The 19,113-nt window shown below is 50.9% G+C and carries 16 protein-coding genes; 8 read left to right on the top strand and 8 right to left on the bottom strand.

The features are described from left to right. Positions 1–253: 253 nt before the first annotated feature. Entirely contained in the window at positions 254–2,494 is a 2,241-nt protein-coding gene (locus GF617_RS09090; protein WP_181620358.1) for an EAL domain-containing protein, read from the top strand. A gap of 4 nt (positions 2,495–2,498) precedes the next feature. On the opposite strand, the gene ppx is transcribed toward GF617_RS09090, so the two are convergent. The 4 genes from ppx to purM all read right to left on the bottom strand — a co-directional run bounded on the left by ppx (position 2,499) and on the right by purM (position 7,988). Beyond that, positions 2,499–4,040, bottom strand: a complete 1,542-nt coding sequence (gene ppx / locus GF617_RS09085) for an exopolyphosphatase (protein ID WP_181620357.1) — start codon at positions 4,038–4,040, stop codon at positions 2,499–2,501. Between the two features lie 3 nt (positions 4,041–4,043). Then, entirely contained in the window at positions 4,044–6,104 is a 2,061-nt protein-coding gene (gene ppk1 / locus GF617_RS09080) for a polyphosphate kinase 1 (RefSeq protein WP_181620356.1), read from the bottom strand. Positions 6,105–6,312: 208 nt separating this feature from the next. Further along, positions 6,313–6,954 carry a phosphoribosylglycinamide formyltransferase gene (gene purN / locus GF617_RS09075; RefSeq protein ID WP_181620355.1) on the bottom strand — a complete coding sequence of 214 codons (642 nt, stop codon included), beginning with the start codon at positions 6,952–6,954 and terminating at the stop codon, positions 6,313–6,315. Continuing rightward, positions 6,951–7,988 carry a phosphoribosylformylglycinamidine cyclo-ligase gene (gene purM / locus GF617_RS09070; protein WP_181620354.1) on the bottom strand — a complete coding sequence of 346 codons (1,038 nt, stop codon included), beginning with the start codon at positions 7,986–7,988 and terminating at the stop codon, positions 6,951–6,953. The genes purN and purM overlap by 4 nt, the downstream gene beginning before the upstream one ends. A 278-nt stretch (positions 7,989–8,266) precedes the next feature. On the opposite strand from purM, the gene GF617_RS09065 reads away from it, so the two are divergent. The 4 genes from GF617_RS09065 (at position 8,267) to GF617_RS09050 (ending at position 12,717) form a co-directional block, all read left to right on the top strand. Then, positions 8,267–9,697, top strand: a complete 1,431-nt coding sequence (locus tag GF617_RS09065; RefSeq protein ID WP_203451531.1) for a 6-phospho-beta-glucosidase — start codon at positions 8,267–8,269, stop codon at positions 9,695–9,697. 219 nt (positions 9,698–9,916) lie between these two features. Next, positions 9,917–10,543, top strand: coding sequence for a uracil phosphoribosyltransferase (gene upp, locus GF617_RS09060; protein ID WP_014071296.1), 627 nt, complete (start codon positions 9,917–9,919; stop codon positions 10,541–10,543). Positions 10,544–10,630: 87 nt separating this feature from the next. After that, positions 10,631–11,920, top strand: coding sequence for a uracil permease (gene uraA, locus GF617_RS09055; RefSeq protein WP_181620352.1), 1,290 nt, complete (start codon positions 10,631–10,633; stop codon positions 11,918–11,920). A 95-nt stretch (positions 11,921–12,015) separates the two neighbouring features. Further along, entirely contained in the window at positions 12,016–12,717 is a 702-nt protein-coding gene (locus tag GF617_RS09050; RefSeq protein WP_203451556.1) for a DnaA inactivator Hda, read from the top strand. Positions 12,718–12,763: 46 nt separating this feature from the next. Here GF617_RS09050 and arsC read toward each other — a convergent pair whose 3' ends face one another. Together arsC and bepA are read right to left on the bottom strand one after the other, a co-directional pair. After that, positions 12,764–13,123: an arsenate reductase (glutaredoxin) gene (gene arsC / locus GF617_RS09045; RefSeq protein ID WP_203451530.1), complete on the bottom strand. Its 360-nt coding sequence runs from the start codon at positions 13,121–13,123 to the stop codon at positions 12,764–12,766. Between the two features lie 11 nt (positions 13,124–13,134). Further along, entirely contained in the window at positions 13,135–14,598 is a 1,464-nt protein-coding gene (gene bepA, locus GF617_RS09040) for a beta-barrel assembly-enhancing protease (RefSeq protein WP_181620350.1), read from the bottom strand. Between the two features lie 222 nt (positions 14,599–14,820). Here bepA and GF617_RS09035 point away from each other — a divergent pair, with 222 nt between their 5' ends. Continuing rightward, positions 14,821–15,891, top strand: coding sequence for an AI-2E family transporter (locus tag GF617_RS09035; RefSeq protein ID WP_181620349.1), 1,071 nt, complete (start codon positions 14,821–14,823; stop codon positions 15,889–15,891). A gap of 84 nt (positions 15,892–15,975) precedes the next feature. On the opposite strand, the gene bcp is transcribed toward GF617_RS09035, so the two are convergent. Together bcp and GF617_RS09025 are read right to left on the bottom strand one after the other, a co-directional pair. Continuing rightward, entirely contained in the window at positions 15,976–16,446 is a 471-nt protein-coding gene (gene bcp / locus GF617_RS09030) for a thioredoxin-dependent thiol peroxidase (protein ID WP_181620348.1), read from the bottom strand. Further along, positions 16,446–17,015, bottom strand: a complete 570-nt coding sequence (locus GF617_RS09025) for a glycine cleavage system transcriptional repressor (protein WP_181620347.1) — start codon at positions 17,013–17,015, stop codon at positions 16,446–16,448. Before GF617_RS09025 ends, bcp begins: the two co-directional genes overlap by 1 nt. A 145-nt stretch (positions 17,016–17,160) precedes the next feature. On the opposite strand from GF617_RS09025, the gene dapA reads away from it, so the two are divergent. Beyond that, positions 17,161–18,039, top strand: coding sequence for a 4-hydroxy-tetrahydrodipicolinate synthase (dapA, locus tag GF617_RS09020; protein WP_181620346.1), 879 nt, complete (start codon positions 17,161–17,163; stop codon positions 18,037–18,039). A 16-nt stretch (positions 18,040–18,055) separates the two neighbouring features. Beyond that, a complete protein-coding gene (bamC, locus tag GF617_RS09015; protein ID WP_181620345.1) occupies positions 18,056–19,090 on the top strand; it encodes an outer membrane protein assembly factor BamC in 1,035 nt (344 codons plus the stop codon). Positions 19,091–19,113: the final 23 nt, after the last annotated feature.

Genomic DNA, 19,113 nt, shown 5'->3' with positions numbered 1-19,113 from the left:
TACATTAAGTAATGTTATATAAAGTGATTTAATTATTTATTTAATTGATAAAATGGGAAAAAGATGGAAAAAAAGAATAAGAAATAATTATTCGATTTAATTAGTTTGATTTAAGTCAATTGCTGCGAGTCCCTGACAACTAAAATCTCTCCTCCATTAGCCGGGCCGTGTTGTGGGCTTGAGTGACGACAACGTCAGGTCGGATGCCTGTCTATATTTACCCGTTGGATAATCGGGGTTCGACTGAGCACCTATGAATATTCTGACTTTCCTGAGCAATAATAAAGATCGCTGGTGGGCTCTGCCACTGGTGTTACCGCTGATTCTTTTGCCCCTTCTGAGCTATGCGAATACCTTCACTCAAATTGGCAGTGACAGGGTTGTTCTTTATTACACACCACTGGCAGTGTTATTGACGCTGACGTTATTCTACGAAATTGCGGCGTTTCCGGGCATCAGCCTGGCGCTGTTTATACGTTACTTTCCCTCGTTAGATCTTTACGAAACGATAGGTATTATTGCTCATTTTATTATTCCGCTGACGCTAAGTTGGGGTGGGTATCGCGTGTTTGCCCCCAGACGAAACATGGTTCCCTATGGTGATGTGCGGCTAATGGCACAACGCCTGTTTTGGCAGGTTTTTTTTCCGGCGACACTCTTTTTGCTACTGTTTCAGTTTGCCCTGTATCTGGGCGTTTATGAGAGCAGACAAAGCCTGATGGGGCAAAACCCGATGAGCATACGAACCTTGATCAACTATCAAGGCTTATTGGTCGGGTGTCTCACCGGTATCCCCTTCTGCTATGTGCTTATCCGCTTAATTCGCCATCCTCGTTATGCTAAAGGACTTATTTCTCAGAGCGTTGCGCAGGTGGATAAAAATGTTGGTGTAATTGAGTTGCTGGTCTGGGGCGCGGTATTGGTCGGCTTATTGGTATTACTGCTGTTGCCGATGCATGATGATAGTACAATTTTTAGCACAAACTATACGCTGTCGCTGCTGATGCCCGTGATGCTCTGGGGATCGATGCGCTTTGGCTATCGGTTGATGTCGCTGGTCTGGACACCTGTTCTGGTCATATCTATTCATTATTACTATCGCTATATCCCCGTATATCAGGGCTATGATATTCAGCTTGCGATCACCTCATCCAGCTATCTGGTTTTTTCTTTTGTTGTTATCTACATGGCGATGCTGGCGACGCGCCAGAGAACTGTCAGTTTTCGTGCGCGCAAGCTGGCGTTTCTTGATCCTGTGGTACACATGCCGAACTTGCGCGCACTTTCTCGCGTGCTGGCAAAAAATCCGTGGTCAGCACTGTGTTTATTACGTATCCCGGAGCTGGAAGTGCTGGGGCGCAACTATGGCATGTTGCTTCGCATCCAATATAAACAGCAGCTGGCTGCGTGGATAAATAACATGCTTCAGCCGGGTGAAGGTGTTTTTAATCTCACCGGGCATGATCTTGCTGTGCGCCTGAATAGTGAATCACATCCGTCGCGCATTGAAGGTCTGAATGCGCATATCATGCAGTTTCGTTTAATCTGGGATGGTATGCCACTTCAGCCTCAGGTGGGAGTGAGCTACTGCTGTGTTCGTTCACCGGTAACTCACCTCTATTTACTGTTGGGGGAATTAAGTGTTATTGCGGATCTCTCTCTGTCTACACATAAGCCGGAAAGTTTGCAGCAACGTGGCGCTATTCATTTGCAGCGCAACCTGAAAGATAAAATAGCGATGATGAATCGCCTAAAATACGTGCTGGAACAGAACGCATTTTCCCTGATGGCACAACCGATACGCGGCATTCGTGGAGACCATTATCATGAAGTGTTGCTGCGTATGCCGGGTGAAAATGGTGAATTGATCTCACCCGATTATTTCCTGCCAGTGGCACAAGAGTTTGGTCTTTCGTCACGCATTGATTTATGGGTGCTGGAACATACGTTGCAGTTTTTATCTGCGCACCGTGAGAGCTTGCCCGGTCAGCGTTTCGCCATCAACCTTTCTCCTTCAACGGCCTGTCGCTCACAGCTGCCGCTGGAGGTCAGCCGCTTGTTGCGGCAATACGGTGTTGAAGCCTGGCAACTCATTTTTGAGATCACAGAAAGCAGTAGTTTCGGTAATTCAGGGCTTGCTAGCGAGATCCTTAAGCAGTTGCATCAGATGGGTTGTCGAATCGCGATTGATGATTTTGGTACGGGCTATGCGAGCTATGCCCGGTTGAAAAGTGTTGATGCCGATATCCTGAAAATAGATGGCAGTTTTATCCGCAACATTGTTGATAACAGCCTGGATTATCAGATAGTGGCCTCAATCTGTCATTTGGCACGTATGAAGAAAATGCTGGTGGTGGCTGAATACGTTGAAAATGAAGAGATACGCAGCGCGGTGCACGCGCTGGGTATCGATTATGTTCAGGGCTATTTGATTGGAAAACCAGTCGCGCTTGAAACGTTAATTGAGGCAGAGGCGTCCCGGACAGACGCCTGAGCCGTTACGCCGCGACGTCGGGCGCACTTTCCTCTTCAATTTTTAACAGCCACCCAGTGACGGCTTCCCAGTACTGTTGCTCTTTTTCCAGATCCAGCAGTACCAGCGCATTCTGGCTAAACCAGTCATGCGGGAAACTCAGTGTCCAGTGATGATCATCGGTCTTCAGTTTTAACGTCGGTGGCGTCGTCGTGGCCTGACGCTGGTTATTCAGCAAAACACCCAGACGCAGCAGTTGAATCAGTGGCAGGAACTGTTTTTTCTTAAACAGCGTGAAGCGCGGCAGGTCATCGAGCTTGATGGCTTTACGGTGATAGCGTACCAGCGTCGCCATCATGGTTTGCTGTTCCTGGTTGAAGCCGGGTAAGTCGCTGTTTTGCAGAATATATGCCGAATGGCGATGCATCCCGCTGTGGTTAATATTCAGCCCGACTTCGTGCAGCATGGTTGCCCATTTTAGCAGAGCTTCCAGTTGCGGATGCGCGAGCTTAGGATTCTGCTCTTGCCACTGCTCGTACATGTGAGTCGTTGTTTCCAGTACGCGTTTGGCCTGTTCACGGTCGATATTGTACTGATTTGCCAAACTTTGTGCGGTACGGCTGCGAATATCCTGATGGCGGAAACGGCCTTCCATTTCATACAGTACACCTTCACGCAGTGCCCCATCAGAAAGGCGCAATTCGCGGATCGCCAGTGAATCAAATACGCCGCAGAGGATGGCAAGACCCGGTACAAACACCGCTTTACGTTCATCGGACAGACCGGGCAGGCTCAAAGCGTCAAAGCTCTTATGTTTGAGCACCTCTTCGGTTAGCATTTGCAGTCGTTCTGGGGTAATAAAGCCATCTTTTTCACCCATCGCCAGCAACACTTCATGCGCGGCCTTAATGCTGCCAGACGCGCCGAGTGCGACGTTCCAGCCCTGAATGCGATACTGCCAGGCAAGGGATTCCAGCTTTTGTACCGCAGCCATACGTGCACGCTGGAAGTTTTCACGAGTGATGGTTCCGCCTGGGAAATACATCTGTGCGAAGCTGACGCACCCCATTCTGCGGCTCTCGACCAGGCGAGGTTCGAAATCTTCACCAATGACCAGTTCTGTCGACCCACCGCCGATATCAATAACCAGCTTGCGGCCTTTCTCCGGCTGAGTATGTTCCACGCCCATAAAAATCAGGCGTGCTTCTTCGTTACCCGAGATGATCTCAATCGGGTAGGGGATCACTTTTTCCGCGCGTTTGAGAAACTCAGGCGCATTCAGTGCCTGGCGCAGCGTATGTGTTCCGACAATACACACGCTGGAGGGCGAAAATCCCTGCAGACGTTCAGCAAAAAGTGACAGGCAATTCAGGCCTCGCTCCATCGCTTCTTCGCTAAGCATGCTGCGTTCATCAAGACCATCAGCCAGATGCACACGCTGTTTCAGACGGCCGATGATTTGCATCGCCCCATCTACCTCACGGGCGATGACCATGTGGAAGCTGTTAGAACCGAGGTCAACCGCAGCGAACTCCTGCGGTCGTGGAGTATTATCATTTATCGGCATAGGTTAATCAGGTTGCTCGAGTGATTTGATGTAGTCGTAAATCGCCAGTTGTGACCGCACTTTGCGGCGATTGCCACGCGGTACATAGCGGTTACTCAGTTCTTTGTCGATATAGCGCGCTTTCACCGTATCGCTTAGCTGGAGCTCGATAATATCGAGAATTTGCTGCTTCAGTCGCGGATCAAGCAGTGGCGTTGCCACTTCTATTCTGTAATCAATATTGCGTGTCATCCAGTCCGCAGAAGAAAGATAAACCTGCTTATCGCCAGCATTGTCGAAAACATATATCCGGTCGTGTTCCAGATAGCGATCAACAATGCTGATCACGCGGATATTATCACTGATGCCTTCCAGTTCCGGGATCAATGAGCACATGCCGCGGATAAGCAGATTAACTGGTACGCCTGAGCTGGACGCTGCATACAGGCGATCCACCAGACCTTTATCGACAAGGTTATTAAGCTTCAGCGTAATGCCGGACGATAAGCCTTTTTGCGCATTGGCGATCTCTTTGTCGATCATCTCGTACAGCAGACGACGCGAGTTTTGCGGAGAAACCAGCAGGTAGTCAAAGCTTACTGGGCGGTATGGATTTTCGATAAAGTTGAAGACCCGGCGAACTTCATTGGTAATACGAGCATCGGCGGTCAGTAACGAGTAGTCGGTGTAAATACGTGCCGTTTTCTCGTTAAAGTTACCTGTACCGATATGGGCATAACGCACCACGTCCTCACCTTCTTTACGGGAGACCAGGAACAGTTTGGCGTGGATCTTCAATCCAGGGGCCGAGAAGATAACGTGTACGCCAGCTTCCGTTAGACGTCTGGCCCAATGGATATTCGCTTCTTCGTCAAATCGCGCCTGCAGTTCGACCACCACGGTGACTTTCTTGCCGTTGTGCGCGGCATGGATCATGGCGTCGATAATGCGCGAGTCTTTTGCTACACGGTAAATGTTGATCTTAATCGCCAACACGTTCGGATCGAACGACGCCTGGCGCAACAACTCCAGCACATGCTCAAAAGTATGATACGGATAATAGAGCAATACATCGCGTTCGCGGATGGCATCGAACCCATTGCGGAATTTATCAAACCAGATATGGCGCAGGCGCGGCAGCGGTTTATTCACCAGATTGGCTTTGCCGACATTTGGGAAACCAATAAAGTCTTTAAAGTTATGATAACGGCCGCCGGGAACAATGGAATCATACCGGGAGATCGTCAGTTTCTCGCGCAGCATTTCCACCATGGCATCTGGCATATCGCGCTGATAAACAAAGCGAACCGGCTCAGCAGTCAGACGCTGTTTCAGGCTGGACGACATCAGCTCCATCAGACTGGCTTCCATCTCGTGCACCAGGTCATATTCGGCGTCACGGGTCATCTTCATGGAATAAGCGTTTAACGCATCGTAATCGAAGAAGCCTTTGAAGATGTCATCCAGACAATAGCGCAGAATGTTATCCAGCAGAATCATTGGTTTGCGTCTGCGTGGCGTTTCTGGTGGCAGATTCACGAAGCGCGGAACCTTATCGGATGGGATCTCCAGCAGCGCGTAGCGAATGGTGTCGCCGCGAATAATCTCCACTGCAAGGTAGGTGTAGTCATCCTTCAGGAACTGCACCAGGTCGGTTTCGCGGTTAATCAGAATAGGGGTAATGTGCTGACGCAGATACTGTTTGAAGTAGTGGCGTAGCCAGTTTTGTTGGTTGACGGAAAGTTGGCGTTCGTTGATCAGGAAGATCTGGTTGCGTGCCATTTCCAGCAGCAGTTCGTTGTACAGACCGTCAAATTCCTGATCGGCTTTCAATACGCGAGCCTGAATTTTTCCAAGCAAATGACGCGAGTGCGAATTTAAGCCCTGCTCTTCGCTGATGATGATTCGCCGCTTCAGTTCCGCAAAGCGAACCTTGTAGAATTCATCCAGGTTATTGGAATAAATACCCAAAAAACGCATACGCTCAATCAGCGGGTTACTTTTATCAGCCGCTTCCTGAAGCACACGTTCGTTGAATGCTAACCAGCTTAGCTCTTTCTCGATGTATAACTTTTCCTGACCCATTACAGCTCACACTCCAGTTCAATCACAGGACGTGGTAAATCCGTCTCGTCCTTATTATGGCGAGCATTTCCACGATATGTCCAACAGTGCCAGAAAAGTATGACAGTAAACCGACTATACAACAGGTAATCAGCCCTAAACAGGCTGATTTTTTACAGTTTTTGTCTTTTGCAGGCATTAAAAAGCCGGCTATCGCCGGCTTGATAAACTACTCGTCTGAAGCATGTCCTTGCGGTGGCAGCTTAACGCCGTCCAGCCAGGCGGCATTGTCGCGCATCTCAAGCCGACCACTAAGGAACCAGTCAACGACCAAAGGATAGATGGCATGTTCTTGTGCCTGAACACGCGCAGTCACATCCTCTTCGTTGTCACCATCGAAAACCGGGACTTTAGCTTGCAGAATGACCGGCCCACCGTCTAACTCGTCAGTAACAAAGTGCACAGACGTACCGTGGACTTCGTCGCCATTTTCCAGCACCTGACGGTGTGTGTGCAGGCCTGGATATTTAGGAAGCAGGGAAGGGTGGATATTAAGCAGACGACCGGAGTAATGCGCCACAAACGTCGGGCTCAGAATACGCATGTATCCTGCTAATACCACGACGTCGGGAGCATAGGCATCAATCTCTTGCACCAGTTCGCGGTCAAATGCCTCACGGCCTGAGAACTGACTGGCCTCCAGCACGTGCGCAGGGATATTCGCTTCACGCGCACGTTCAAGGCCGAACGCGTCGGCCTTGTTACTGAAAACAGCGCGTATAGTGCTACTGATCCGCTTCTGTTCGCAGGCATCAATGATGGCCTGCAAATTGCTACCGTTGCCGGAAATCAGCACCACGATGTTTTTCATTCAATGACCACGCGCTGTTCGGAATCAGATGCTTTGATGATACCGATTTTCCACGCGTTTTCACCTTTTGCATTCATCAGGCTGATAGCTTTTTCTGCTTCACTGGCTGGCAATGCGATAAGCATGCCTACGCCACAGTTGAAGGTGCGATACATCTCGTGATCGCTGACGTTACCCGCTGTTTGCAGCCAGTTGAACACGGACGGCCACTGCCAGGAGGACTCGTCGATCACCGCCTGGGTATTATCCGGCAGGACGCGTGGAATGTTTTCCCAGAAACCGCCGCCAGTCAGGTGCGCGATAGCGTGAACATCCACATTCTCGATAAGCTCCAGAATGTTTTTCACATAGATACGGGTCGGGGCCAGCAGGTGGTCGGCAAGTGGTTTGCCATCAAGCTCTGTTGTCAGTGGGTCGCAACCGCTGACTTCGATAATCTTACGTACCAGAGAGTAACCGTTAGAGTGCGGGCCGCTGGAGCCCAGTGCAATCAGGACATCGCCATCGGCAACTTTGCTGCCATCGATAATTTCTGATTTCTCAACCACACCGACGCAGAAACCTGCAACGTCATAATCTTCACCGTGATACATGCCAGGCATTTCAGCGGTTTCACCGCCGACCAGCGAGCATCCTGACTGCAGACACCCTTCGGCAATACCGGTAATCACGCTCGCGGCGGTATCCACATCCAGCTTGCCGGTAGCGTAGTAGTCGAGGAAGAACAGCGGTTCCGCGCCCTGGACCACCAGGTCGTTAACGCACATCGCGACCAGATCGATACCGATGGTGTCGTGACGTTTAAGATCCATTGCCAGGCGCAGTTTTGTTCCTACACCGTCAGTTCCCGAGACCAGAACAGGTTCACGATATTTTTGCGGCAGAGCGCACAGTGCGCCGAATCCACCCAGACCACCCATTACTTCCGGGCGGCGGGTTTTTTTCACCACACCTTTGATTCGGTCAACCAGCGCATTACCTGCGTCAATATCAACACCGGCATCTTTGTAGCTGAGAGAAGTTTTGTTGGTCACGGCTCAAGTCCCCACGCGATTGCATAGCATAGTAAGAAAAATCGGCGCAATTCTAACAGTCCAGGCAAACGTTTGCGAGCCTATTCTGCAAGAGAAATATCCCTGGGGATTTTTTTACGGCTACACCCATCTAACGCCTTCAAACTTGACTCTGTTCACGAAAATGAAACCGGTTTCTGTAATCTGCTTGCAACCCTCTTAGCCTTTGCACATCATCGAACTGAAACCGGTTTCTGTAACTGTTTTTGCAGAAAATAACGCAGAATGAGGGAAAGAGAATGTCAGGATTTAAAGAAGGTTTTCTGTGGGGTGGTGCTGTGGCGGCGCATCAGCTTGAAGGCGGCTGGAAGGAAGGGGGAAAAGGCATCAGCGTGGCGGACGTGATGACTGCGGGGGCGCACGGTGTGCCGCGTGAAATCACTAACGGTGTTCTGCAGGGGAAAAATTACCCTAACCACGAAGCCATTGACTTCTACCATCGCTATAAAGAAGACATCAGACTCTTTGCCGAGATGGGGTTTAAATGTTTTCGTACCTCCATCGCCTGGACGCGCCTTTTCCCAAAAGGTGATGAGCTGGAACCCAATGAAGCCGGTTTACAGTTTTACGATGACCTGTTCGACGAGTGCCTGAAATACGGTATCGAACCGGTAATTACTTTGTCCCACTTCGAGATGCCTTTCCATCTGGTCACTGAGTACGGTGGCTGGCGTAATCGTAAGCTTATTGACTTCTTTGTCCGTTTTGCAAAAGTCGCGTTCCAGCGCTATCAGCATAAAGTGAAGTACTGGATGACTTTTAACGAGATCAACAACCAGGCTAACTTCCACGAAGATTTTGCGCCGTTTACGAACTCCGGGTTGAAATACGAACTAGGTGAAGATCGTGAGCCGGTGATGTTCCAGGCAGCCCACTATGAGCTGGTGGCCAGTGCTCTGGCTGTGAAAGCAGGGCGCGAAATCAACCCGTCACTGCAGATAGGCTGCATGATTGCCATGTGTCCCATTTATCCGCTGACCTGTGCGCCGGACGATATGATGATGGCGATGAACGCGATGCATCGACGTTACTGGTTTACCGATGTGCATGTTCGCGGCAAGTATCCGCAGCATCTGCTGAACTATTTTAACCGTCGTGGCTTTGCGCTGGATATCACCGACGAAGATAGGGCCGCGCTGAAGCAGGGCTGTGTCGATTATATTGGTTTTAGTTATTACATGTCCTTCGCAACGAAAGCGACGGCGGACAACCCGGAGCTGGATTATGACGAAAGCAAGAGCCTGGTATCCAACCCGTATGTACAGAAATCTGACTGGGGCTGGCAGATTGATCCTGTTGGGCTGCGTTACTCCCTGAACTGGTTCTGGGATCACTATCAGTTGCCGCTGTTTATTGTCGAAAACGGTTTTGGTGCTATCGATGTTCAGGAGAGCGACGGTTCGGTGAACGACCAGTACCGTATTGATTACCTGGCAGCGCATATCAGCGAAATGAAAAAAGCGGTGGTGGAAGACGGCGTCGACCTGATGGGCTATACCCCGTGGGGCTGTATTGACCTGGTTTCGGCGGGAACAGGGGAGATGAAAAAGCGTTATGGCTTTATCTTTGTGGATAAAGACAACGAAGGGAACGGGACGCTCAACCGCAGCAAGAAAAAGTCTTTTGATTGGTATCAGAAAGTGATTGCCAGCAACGGCGAGAATCTTTGACCACAGCCTGATGTCCTCTTCATAGCTCTCTTGCGCAAAGAGAGACTGTAAAAACAAAAGCCGGGATCCTCTCCGGCTTTTTTGTCTGTTTTATAATCTGTAACGGTGCATTAACCACTTTGCTTGATCGACGTCAAGCAAGACGGGTATGGCGTAATCCGAAAAAAGCGGTATAATCCGGCGATTTTTTTGCGGTTGCCACCTCAGAGGAGAAAGAGAATGAAGATTGTGGAAGTGAAACACCCACTCGTTAAACACAAGCTGGGCCTGATGCGTGAGCATGACATCAGCACGAAGCGTTTTCGCGAACTGGCATCGGAAGTGGGTAGCTTGCTGACTTACGAAGCAACCTCTGACCTGGCAACTGAAAAAGTGACCATCGAAGGCTGGAACGGCCCGGTACAGGTTGAGCAGATTAAAGGTAAGAAAATTACCGTTGTGCCAATCCTGCGAGCAGGTCTGGGTATGATGGAAGGCGTGCTTGAGCACGTACCAAGCGCGCGTATCAGCGTGGTGGGTATCTACCGTAACGAAGAAACTCTCGAACCCGTCCCGTACTTCCAGAAATTGGTGTCCAACATCGACGAGCGCATGGCGCTGGTGGTTGATCCCATGCTGGCAACGGGTGGCTCAATGATTGCCACCATCGATCTGCTGAAAAAAGCAGGTTGTAGCAGCATTAAAGTTCTGGTTCTGGTTGCCGCACCTGAGGGTATTGCTGCGCTGGAAAAAGCACACCCGGACGTTGAGTTGTACACTGCTTCTATCGACCAGGGGCTGAACGAGCACGGGTACATTATCCCGGGGCTTGGCGATGCCGGCGATAAGATTTTTGGTACTAAATAATCGAATAACGAATAAAAAGCCGACTTTGATAGTCGGCTTTTTTTTGAATAAAAACACAACCAACCCACAATACTTAAGGAAAACACTATGACGCGCCGTACTATCGGGGTGAGTGAAAGACCGCCGCTTTTACAGACAATCCCGCTTAGTTTGCAGCACCTGTTCGCCATGTTTGGTGCAACCGTGCTGGTGCCAATCCTGTTTCACATTAACCCGGCCACCGTACTGCTGTTTAATGGCGTCGGGACGCTGCTTTACCTCTTTATCTGTAAGGGGAAAATTCCTGCTTATCTGGGTTCCAGCTTTGCCTTTATCTCGCCCGTTCTGCTGTTGTTGCCGCTGGGTTATGAAGTGGCGCTGGGTGGCTTTATTATGTGTGGTGTGCTGTTCTGCCTGGTCTCCTTCATTGTGAAGAAAGCTGGTACGGGCTGGCTGGATGTGATGTTCCCGCCAGCGGCGATGGGCGCAATCGTTGCCGTCATTGGTCTGGAGTTGGCCGGCGTCGCGGCGAATATGGCTGGCCTGCTGCCTGCCGATGGTCAGTCCCCGGATTCTAAAACCATTATCATCTCGCTGGTCACGCTGGGTGTGACGGTATTTGGTTCAGTGCTGTTCCGTGGTTTTATGGCCATTATTCCTATCCTGATTGGTGTGCTGGCAGGTTATGCGCTCTCCTTCGCGATGGGGGTTGTCGATACTACGCCAATTGCGCAGGCTCACTGGTTTGCGCTGCCAACGTTCTATACGCCACGCTTCGAGTGGTTTGCGATTTTCACTATTCTGCCTGCCGCGCTGGTGGTCATTGCTGAGCACGTAGGCCACCTGGTAGTCACGGCAAACATTGTGAAGCGTGATCTGATTCGCGATCCGGGTCTGCACCGTTCTATGTTTGCGAACGGCCTTTCAACCATCATCTCCGGTTTCTTTGGGTCCACACCAAACACGACCTATGGTGAAAACATCGGTGTTATGGCGATCACCCGCGTGTACAGTACCTGGGTGATCGGTGGGGCGGCAATTTTCGCGATTCTGCTCTCCTGCGTGGGTAAACTGGCGGCGGCTATCCAGATCATCCCTGTTCCGGTGATGGGCGGCGTTTCCTTGCTGCTGTACGGCGTCATTGGCGCATCCGGTATTCGTGTGCTGATCGAATCCAAAGTGGATTACAGCAAAGCGCAGAACCTGATCCTGACCTCCGTTATCCTGATTATTGGGGTGAGTGGTGCGAAGGTGCACATTGGTGCAGCTGAGCTGAAAGGTATGGCGCTGGCGACCATTGTCGGCGTTGGCTTGAGCCTGATCTTCAAACTGATCTCTGTTCTGCGCCCTGAAGAAGATGTTCTGGATGCTGAAGACAGCGAAAACACGTCGCATTGATCGTAAAACCGGGCGGGCGATCCGCCCGGTTCTCTCCTCGCAGGTTCCGTGATAAACTCTTTGCCGATTTTATGTAAGATCTGGTTGAGGTATTTCTGAACGGACCGGCACAGCTCTCTCTGCCACTTTATCTACCTGACGACGAAACTTTTGCGAGTTTCTGGCCGGGTGATAACCCCTCTTTACTGGCTGCGCTGCAAAATGTGCTGCGCCAGGAACACAGCGGATACATCTATATCTGGTCACGCGAAGGCGCTGGGCGGAGTCATCTTTTGCATGCCGCTTGTGCTGAACTCTCTGCCCGTGGCGATGCTGTTGGTTATGTGCCGCTGGATAAACGTACCTGGTTCGTACCGGAAGTTCTGGATGGCATGGAATATCTCTCGCTGGTCTGCATCGATAATATCGAATGTATTGCCGGAGATGAGCCGTGGGAAATGGCGATGTTTAATCTCTATAACCGTATTCTGGAGTCGGGTAAAACCCGCTTACTGATTACCGGCGATCGCCCGCCGCGCCAGCTTAACCTGGGTTTACCAGACCTGGCCTCTCGTCTCGACTGGGGACAAATCTACAAACTGCAGCCATTGTCTGATGAAGATAAACTTCAGGCCTTGCAACTGCGGGCGCGGTTACGTGGTTTTGAGCTTCCGGAAGATGTGGGGCGTTTTTTGCTAAAACGTCTGGATCGCGAGATGCGTACGCTCTTCGATACGCTTGATCAACTCGATCGTGCATCGATTACCGCGCAGCGCAAGCTCACGATCCCGTTTGTTAAAGATACACTGAAACTGTAGCTTGCCGGGTAGTGACTATACTTTTCCCGGCCAGCGATACCCTGAATTAGCTAACAATCTCCAGAACACTTTCCGGTGGGCGTCCAATACGAGCCTGACCGTTAGCCACCACAATAGGGCGTTCGATCAGCTTCGGATGTTCAACCATCGCCTGAATCAGCTCATCTTCCGTAAGATGCATATCATCCAGACTGAGCGACTTATACAACTCATCTTTCTGGCGCATCAAGTCTCTGGCACTCGGCATACCCAGCATACTCACAAGCTGGCGAAGCGTCGCGGCATCTGGCGGTGTTTCAAGATACAGAACCACATCTGGATCGATGCCGTTAGATTTCAGCAGACTCAACGTGTCGCGACTCTTGGAGCAACGAGGGTTGTGATAGATTTTTACCGCCTCAGACATGAACTCTCCTTTTACATCCTTTCATACGGTTTAAAGCGTTGCTGTAGCGAGCGTAACTGATCGATACGCGCATCGTAACGGGCCTGTTGCAGGCTGCCCAGTTTAACTTGTGCACTGGCGCTGCTTAACAAGGAAATCGCCTGGTCAAGACGACCTGTCAGGGCAAAGCCTTCTGCGCGAGCGGCCAGTTCCTGATCGCGATGACCGAGCTGCGATTCAGCTTGTGCCAGCAGATCCCAGCCGTTCGGATCGTCTTTATTGTTGAAGGTGTAGCGATTGAGAAGGGTTGCGGCTTCTGCTGCCTGACCACCTTGTAAGTAAGCATTTGCCAGGTTCAGTTGCAAAACTGGATTAGTGCGCAGATCTTTAGCCGCCTTCAGGCGGTTGATCGCGTCAGTGGTTTTTTTCTGCCCCAGATCGATATCCGTTGAGAGATCGAGATACCACGGGTTGTTCGCATCGGCAGTCAGCAGCGGCTGAAGCGCCTTACGTGCATCATCGTATTTACTGGCTTCCATAGCCTGCAAAGCCTGACCGTATTGTGCCGCGTTTTTTTCACGCACGTTGCCTTTCGACAGCGAATCCAGGATATCGCTGGTGAGCTGGTTACGCCCGGACTTATACATGCCGAGCGTTCTCACTTTTGCCATATAGAAGTCTTGCGATGACTGCACCACTATCGGGCGCATCTGGTTGGCGCGGTTACGTGCATCAGACAAGCGGCTTTCTGGCAGGGGGTGCGTCAGCAAAATTTCAGGTGGCCGCGTTGAGTAACGCGCCTGATCGAGTAATTTCTCAAGGAAGCTTGGCATGGCTTGTGGATCAAAACCTGAGCGTTGTAAGACCTGAATCCCGATTCGGTCCGCTTCCTGTTCGTTTTGCTGGGTAAAACTGATCATACCCTGGCGTGTCCCCGCCAGCGTTCCGGTCAGGGCCGCCATTCCCGCCTGGGGGCTTGCCATAGCCAGCAGAATGGACCCCAGAGCACCAACCCAGGTCAGCGGAGCATTTCGTTTCTGGTCTTCCATGGCACGAGCCAGGTGACGTTGTGTGACGTGTGAAATTTCGTGAGCCATGACCGAAGCCAACTGGCTTTCGTTATCGGAGTAACGGAATAACGCCGAATGCAACACCACATTGCCGCCAAAGAAGGCAAAGGCGTTGATTTCGTCATTATTAATTAAATAGAAATGGAAAGGGGTTTTGACCGAGTCAGCGTGAGCGACAAGGCGCATTCCGAGGCCGTTAATGTATTGCACCAGCAGTGGGTCATTGATCAGCGGCGCACTACCGCGCAACTGACGGACATAATAATCGCCCATCTGCATCTCTTGCCCGATGGAGAGCGTGCTTCCTGCTGATGTACCCATATCCGGCAATGTATCGGCCGAGTCAGCGAAAGCGGGCATCACCTGACCCATGCTCATCGCAGCGATAAGCGTGGCAACCAGAGTTTTTTTCAACTGCCTGAACATAACCTCTGCCCTGTAGTGTGGATGTGCTAATTTGACCAGCGAACCCATGTATCGTTCACCTTAGACTGCTTTGCGAGTGTAGCCGTGTTACGCCCTGAAGAAAATCTTATTCACCGGCCTTTTGCTAAACGTTGCATACATACAAAAAGCGAAAGTCTTTTTTGTGACAGTTAGATACAATTCCCTCTCATCGTCCTGCCATCAGATTCAGGGAAGGGTTGCATGCTTGAAATGTTAATGCAGTGGTATCGGCGTCGTTTTAGCGACCCGGAAGCCATTGCTTTGCTGGTTATTCTGGTTGCCGGGTTCGGTATTTTGTTCTTCTTTAGCGGCCTGCTTGCGCCTCTGCTGGTCGCGATTGTTCTGGCGTATTTGCTGGAGTGGCCAACGGTGCGCCTGGAGCACATCGGCTGTTCCCGACGTTGGGCGACCAGTATTGTGCTGGTGCTATTTGTCGGGATACTACTCCTCATGGCGTTTGTGGTGATGCCTGTTGCCTGGCAGCAGGGGATCTACCTGATTCGCGATATGCCCGGAATGCTCAATAAACTCTCTGATTTTGCCGCCACACTGCCTCGTCGTTATCCTGCCCTCATGGATGCCGGGATCATTGACGCGATGGCGGAAAATATGCGCGCCCGCATAATGACAATGGGTGATTCAGTCGTGAAATATTCCCTGGCATCGTTGGTTGGGCTACTGACGCTGGCGGTGTATCTGGTTCTGGTTCCGCTGATGGTCTTCTTCCTGGTTAAAGACAAAGAGCAGATGCTGAACGCGGTGCGTCGTATCTTGCCACGTAATCGTGGTCTGGCAGGGCAGGTATGGGAAGAGATGAATCAACAGATCACCAATTACATCCGTGGCAAAGTGCTTGAGATGATTGTGGTCGGCGTCGCAACCTGGATTGGATTCCTGATTTTTGGCCTGAACTATTCTTTACTGTTAGCGGTGCTGGTGGGGTTCTCTGTTCTCATTCCGTATATTGGCGCATTCGTTGTCACCCTTCCTGTCATTGGTGTGGCGTTGTTCCAGTTTGGTTTGGGGACTGAGTTCTGGAGCTGTTTTGCGGTTTATCTGATTATCCAGGGGCTGGACGGGAACCTGCTTGTGCCCGTTCTGTTCTCCGAGGCGGTGAATCTGCATCCGCTGGTGATCATCTTGTCGGTGGTCATCTTTGGCGGATTATGGGGATTCTGGGGAGTGTTCTTTGCGATTCCACTGGCGACGCTGATAAAAGCGGTGGTGCATGCGTGGCCTGATGTACCCGCAATAGAAATAGAAGAAAAGTAGAATTAGCCGGGTGACGCGACATTTACCCGGCGTAGGTAGTCTTGGTTGGTCGGGTAAGGCAAAGCCGCCACCCGACACTCACTTTCAGGCGCTCTCTTTCAGCCAGTTCAATACCACATCGTGGTGATTGCTGGTTTTGAAATCATCAAACACATGTTCGACTTTACCGTCAGCGTCCACCAGGAAGCTGATGCGATGAATACCGTCGTAGGTTTTACCCATAAAGGATTTTTCACCCCAGACGCCGAATTGCTCGCATACCTGGTGGTCTTCGTCGGAAAGCAGCGTAAAGTTCAGCAGCTCTTTCTCAGCAAAGCGTGACAGTTTTTCTGATTTGTCGGTGCTGATTCCCAGCACTTCTACGCCCGCTTTTTTCAACTCATCCATGTTATCGCGTAAACCGCAAGCTTGTACGGTACAGCCTGGCGTCATGGCTTTCGGGTAGAAATAGACCAGAACGCGCTGTCCCTGGAAGTCGGTCAAATTTACTTGCTCGCCGTCTTGATCCGGTAAGCTAAATTTCGGTGCGATGTCACCGGCTTTCAGTGGATTCATTAATCAACTCCATCTTGTTCATGCTGCGAATAATTGACGATGCTTATACTGCCTTGCGCGTTTAACTCTGTACAGAGGGCTTTGAACGCTTGCTCGATATTTGATGCATCCTGGGATGCCGGGCTGTGTGCGGTAATCTGAATAAATAATGTAGGAATTGTATCGTCATTGCCGGGTTGAGTGCGGGAAACCAGTTCAGCAATATTCATCTGATGACTGTCAAACAACGCCGTAAACCGCTCAATGAGATGAGGAGAATCAGGAACTTCAACCTGAACCCAAACGGTTGCGGGCATCGCAGGGCGCGGGCGTGCAGTGGTGCGTTTCATGACAATCAGCAAATCCAGCTCTGCGCCTTTTAGCGGCAGGGTCGATTCGATAAGTGTAATGGCATTCCATGTCCCGGACAGTAGCATAATAAACGTGAACTCTTCGCCCAGCATGGCAAGGCGGCTGTCTTCAATATTACAGCCGCAACTGCTTACGTGGCGGGTGATGGTGTTCACTATCCCCGGCCTGTCAGCACCCAGCGCAGTGATAACCAGGTAATGTTGTGATGAGGTTGTCAAACCTGTTCTTCCTTTGCTTGGTTAAGTCTTCCTAAGGAAAGCATAAAAAAAACATGCATACAACCGCCTGAAGGCCTCAGGTCGCTTGCTTTTATTACAGTTCCAAACGTAACATTGGGACTCTTGTTCGCACAGAGGATGGCCCATGTTCACGGGAAGTATTGTCGCGCTTGTTACACCGATGGATGAGAAAGGTAATGTCTGCCGGTCAAGCCTGAAGAAGCTGATTGATTATCATGTCGCCAATGGAACCTCGGCGATCGTTTCGGTAGGGACTACCGGTGAATCTGCAACGCTGAGCCATGAAGAGCACGGTGCTGTGGTCATGCTGACCCTTGAACTGGCTGACGGACGTATTCCGGTCATTGCAGGTACGGGCGCTAATGCAACTGCAGAGGCCATCAGTCTTACGAAGCGTTTTAACGATAGTGGTATTGTGGGTTGCCTGACGGTGACGCCTTATTACAATCGCCCAACGCAGGAAGGCTTGTTCCAGCATTTCAAAGCCATCGCTGAACATACTGACTTGCCACAAATTCTGTATAATGTGCCGTCCCGTACTGGCTGCGATATGCTGCCGGAAACCGTTGGTCGCCTCTCGAAAGTAAAAAATATTATCGGGATTAAAGAGGCAACCGGGAACTTAAGCCGCGTTCATCAGATCAAAGAGCTGGTTTCAGACGACTTTATCTTGTTGAGTGGTGATGATGCGACTGCGCTGGACTTTATGCAGCTCGGTGGTCATGGCGTGATTTCCGTAACGGCGAACGTTGCGGCACGTGATATGGCTGAAATGTGCAAACTGGCGGCGGCCGGTCACTTCGATGAAGCTCGCGTGATTAATCAGCGTCTGATGCCGTTGCACAATAAATTATTTGTCGAACCCAATCCGATCCCAGTGAAATGGGCTTGTAAGGAATTGGGACTTGTAGCAACCGATACGCTGCGTCTGCCGATGACCCCAATTACCGACAACGGTCGTGAAGTGGTCACCTCAGCGCTGAAGCATGCCGGTTTGCTGTAAAGTTTAGGGAGATTTGATGGCTTATTCAGTACAGAAGTCGCGCCTGGCGAAGGTTGCGAGTGTTTCGCTTGTTATGCTGCTCGCTGCCTGTAGTTCAGACTCGCGCTACAAGCGCCAGGTGAGCGGTGATGAATCCTATCTGGATGCAACACCGCTTGCTGAACTTCACGCACCTGCCGGGATGATCCTGCCGATTCAAAACGGCGATTACAACATTCCTGTGACCAATGGCAGCGGTCAGGTCGGTAAAGCGCTCGATATTCGTCCGCCAGCTCAGGCTCTGGCGCTCGTGAGTGGAGCTCGTACCCAGTTTACGGGAGATACGGCGTCACTGATGGTCGAAAACAGCCGTAATAGCACGTTGTGGCCGCAGGTTGTGAGCATTCTTCAGGCGAAGAATTACACCATCGCGAAGCGTGATGATGCCAGCCAGACGCTGACAACCGACTGGGTTGACTGGAACCGTCTGGATGAAGATCAACAGTATCGTGGTCGTTATCAAGTCTCCGTGAAACCGCAGGGTTACCAGCAAGCCGTTATGGTTAAACTGGTGAACCTGGAACAAGCAGGTAAACCTGTTGCTGATCCATCGTCGATGCAACGTTACAGCACTGAAATGCTGAACGTCATTGCGGCAGGTCTGGACAAGAACGCGACGGATTCCGCCAATGCTGCTCAGAGCCGTAATGGTGCAACTTTCGACGTACAGAGTGCTGCGGATGACACCGGTTTGCCGATGCTGGTGGTACGTGCACCGTTTAACCAGACCTGGCAGCGACTGCCGGCAACGCTTGAAAAAGTGGGCATGAAAGTGTCTGACAGCACGCGTTCAACCGGTAGCATCACGGCAACGTACAAACCGCTGTCTGATAGCGCATGGCAAGAACTGGGGGCACATGATCCAAATCTGGCCTCTGGCGACTACAAAATTCAGGTAGGTGATCTCGATAACCGCAGTAGCTTGCAGTTTATCGATCCGAAAGGTCACACGCTGACCCAGTCGCAAAACGATGCGCTGGTTGCCGTCTTCCAGGCAGCATTTAGCAAATAAATAAGAGGGCTGGTTAATCCAGC

The organism is Lelliottia sp. RWM.1 (assembly GCF_016859735.1).
In the GTDB taxonomy this organism is placed as follows: Bacteria; Pseudomonadota; Gammaproteobacteria; order Enterobacterales; family Enterobacteriaceae; genus Enterobacter.
This window is presented reverse-complemented; position numbering and strand designations above follow the sequence as displayed.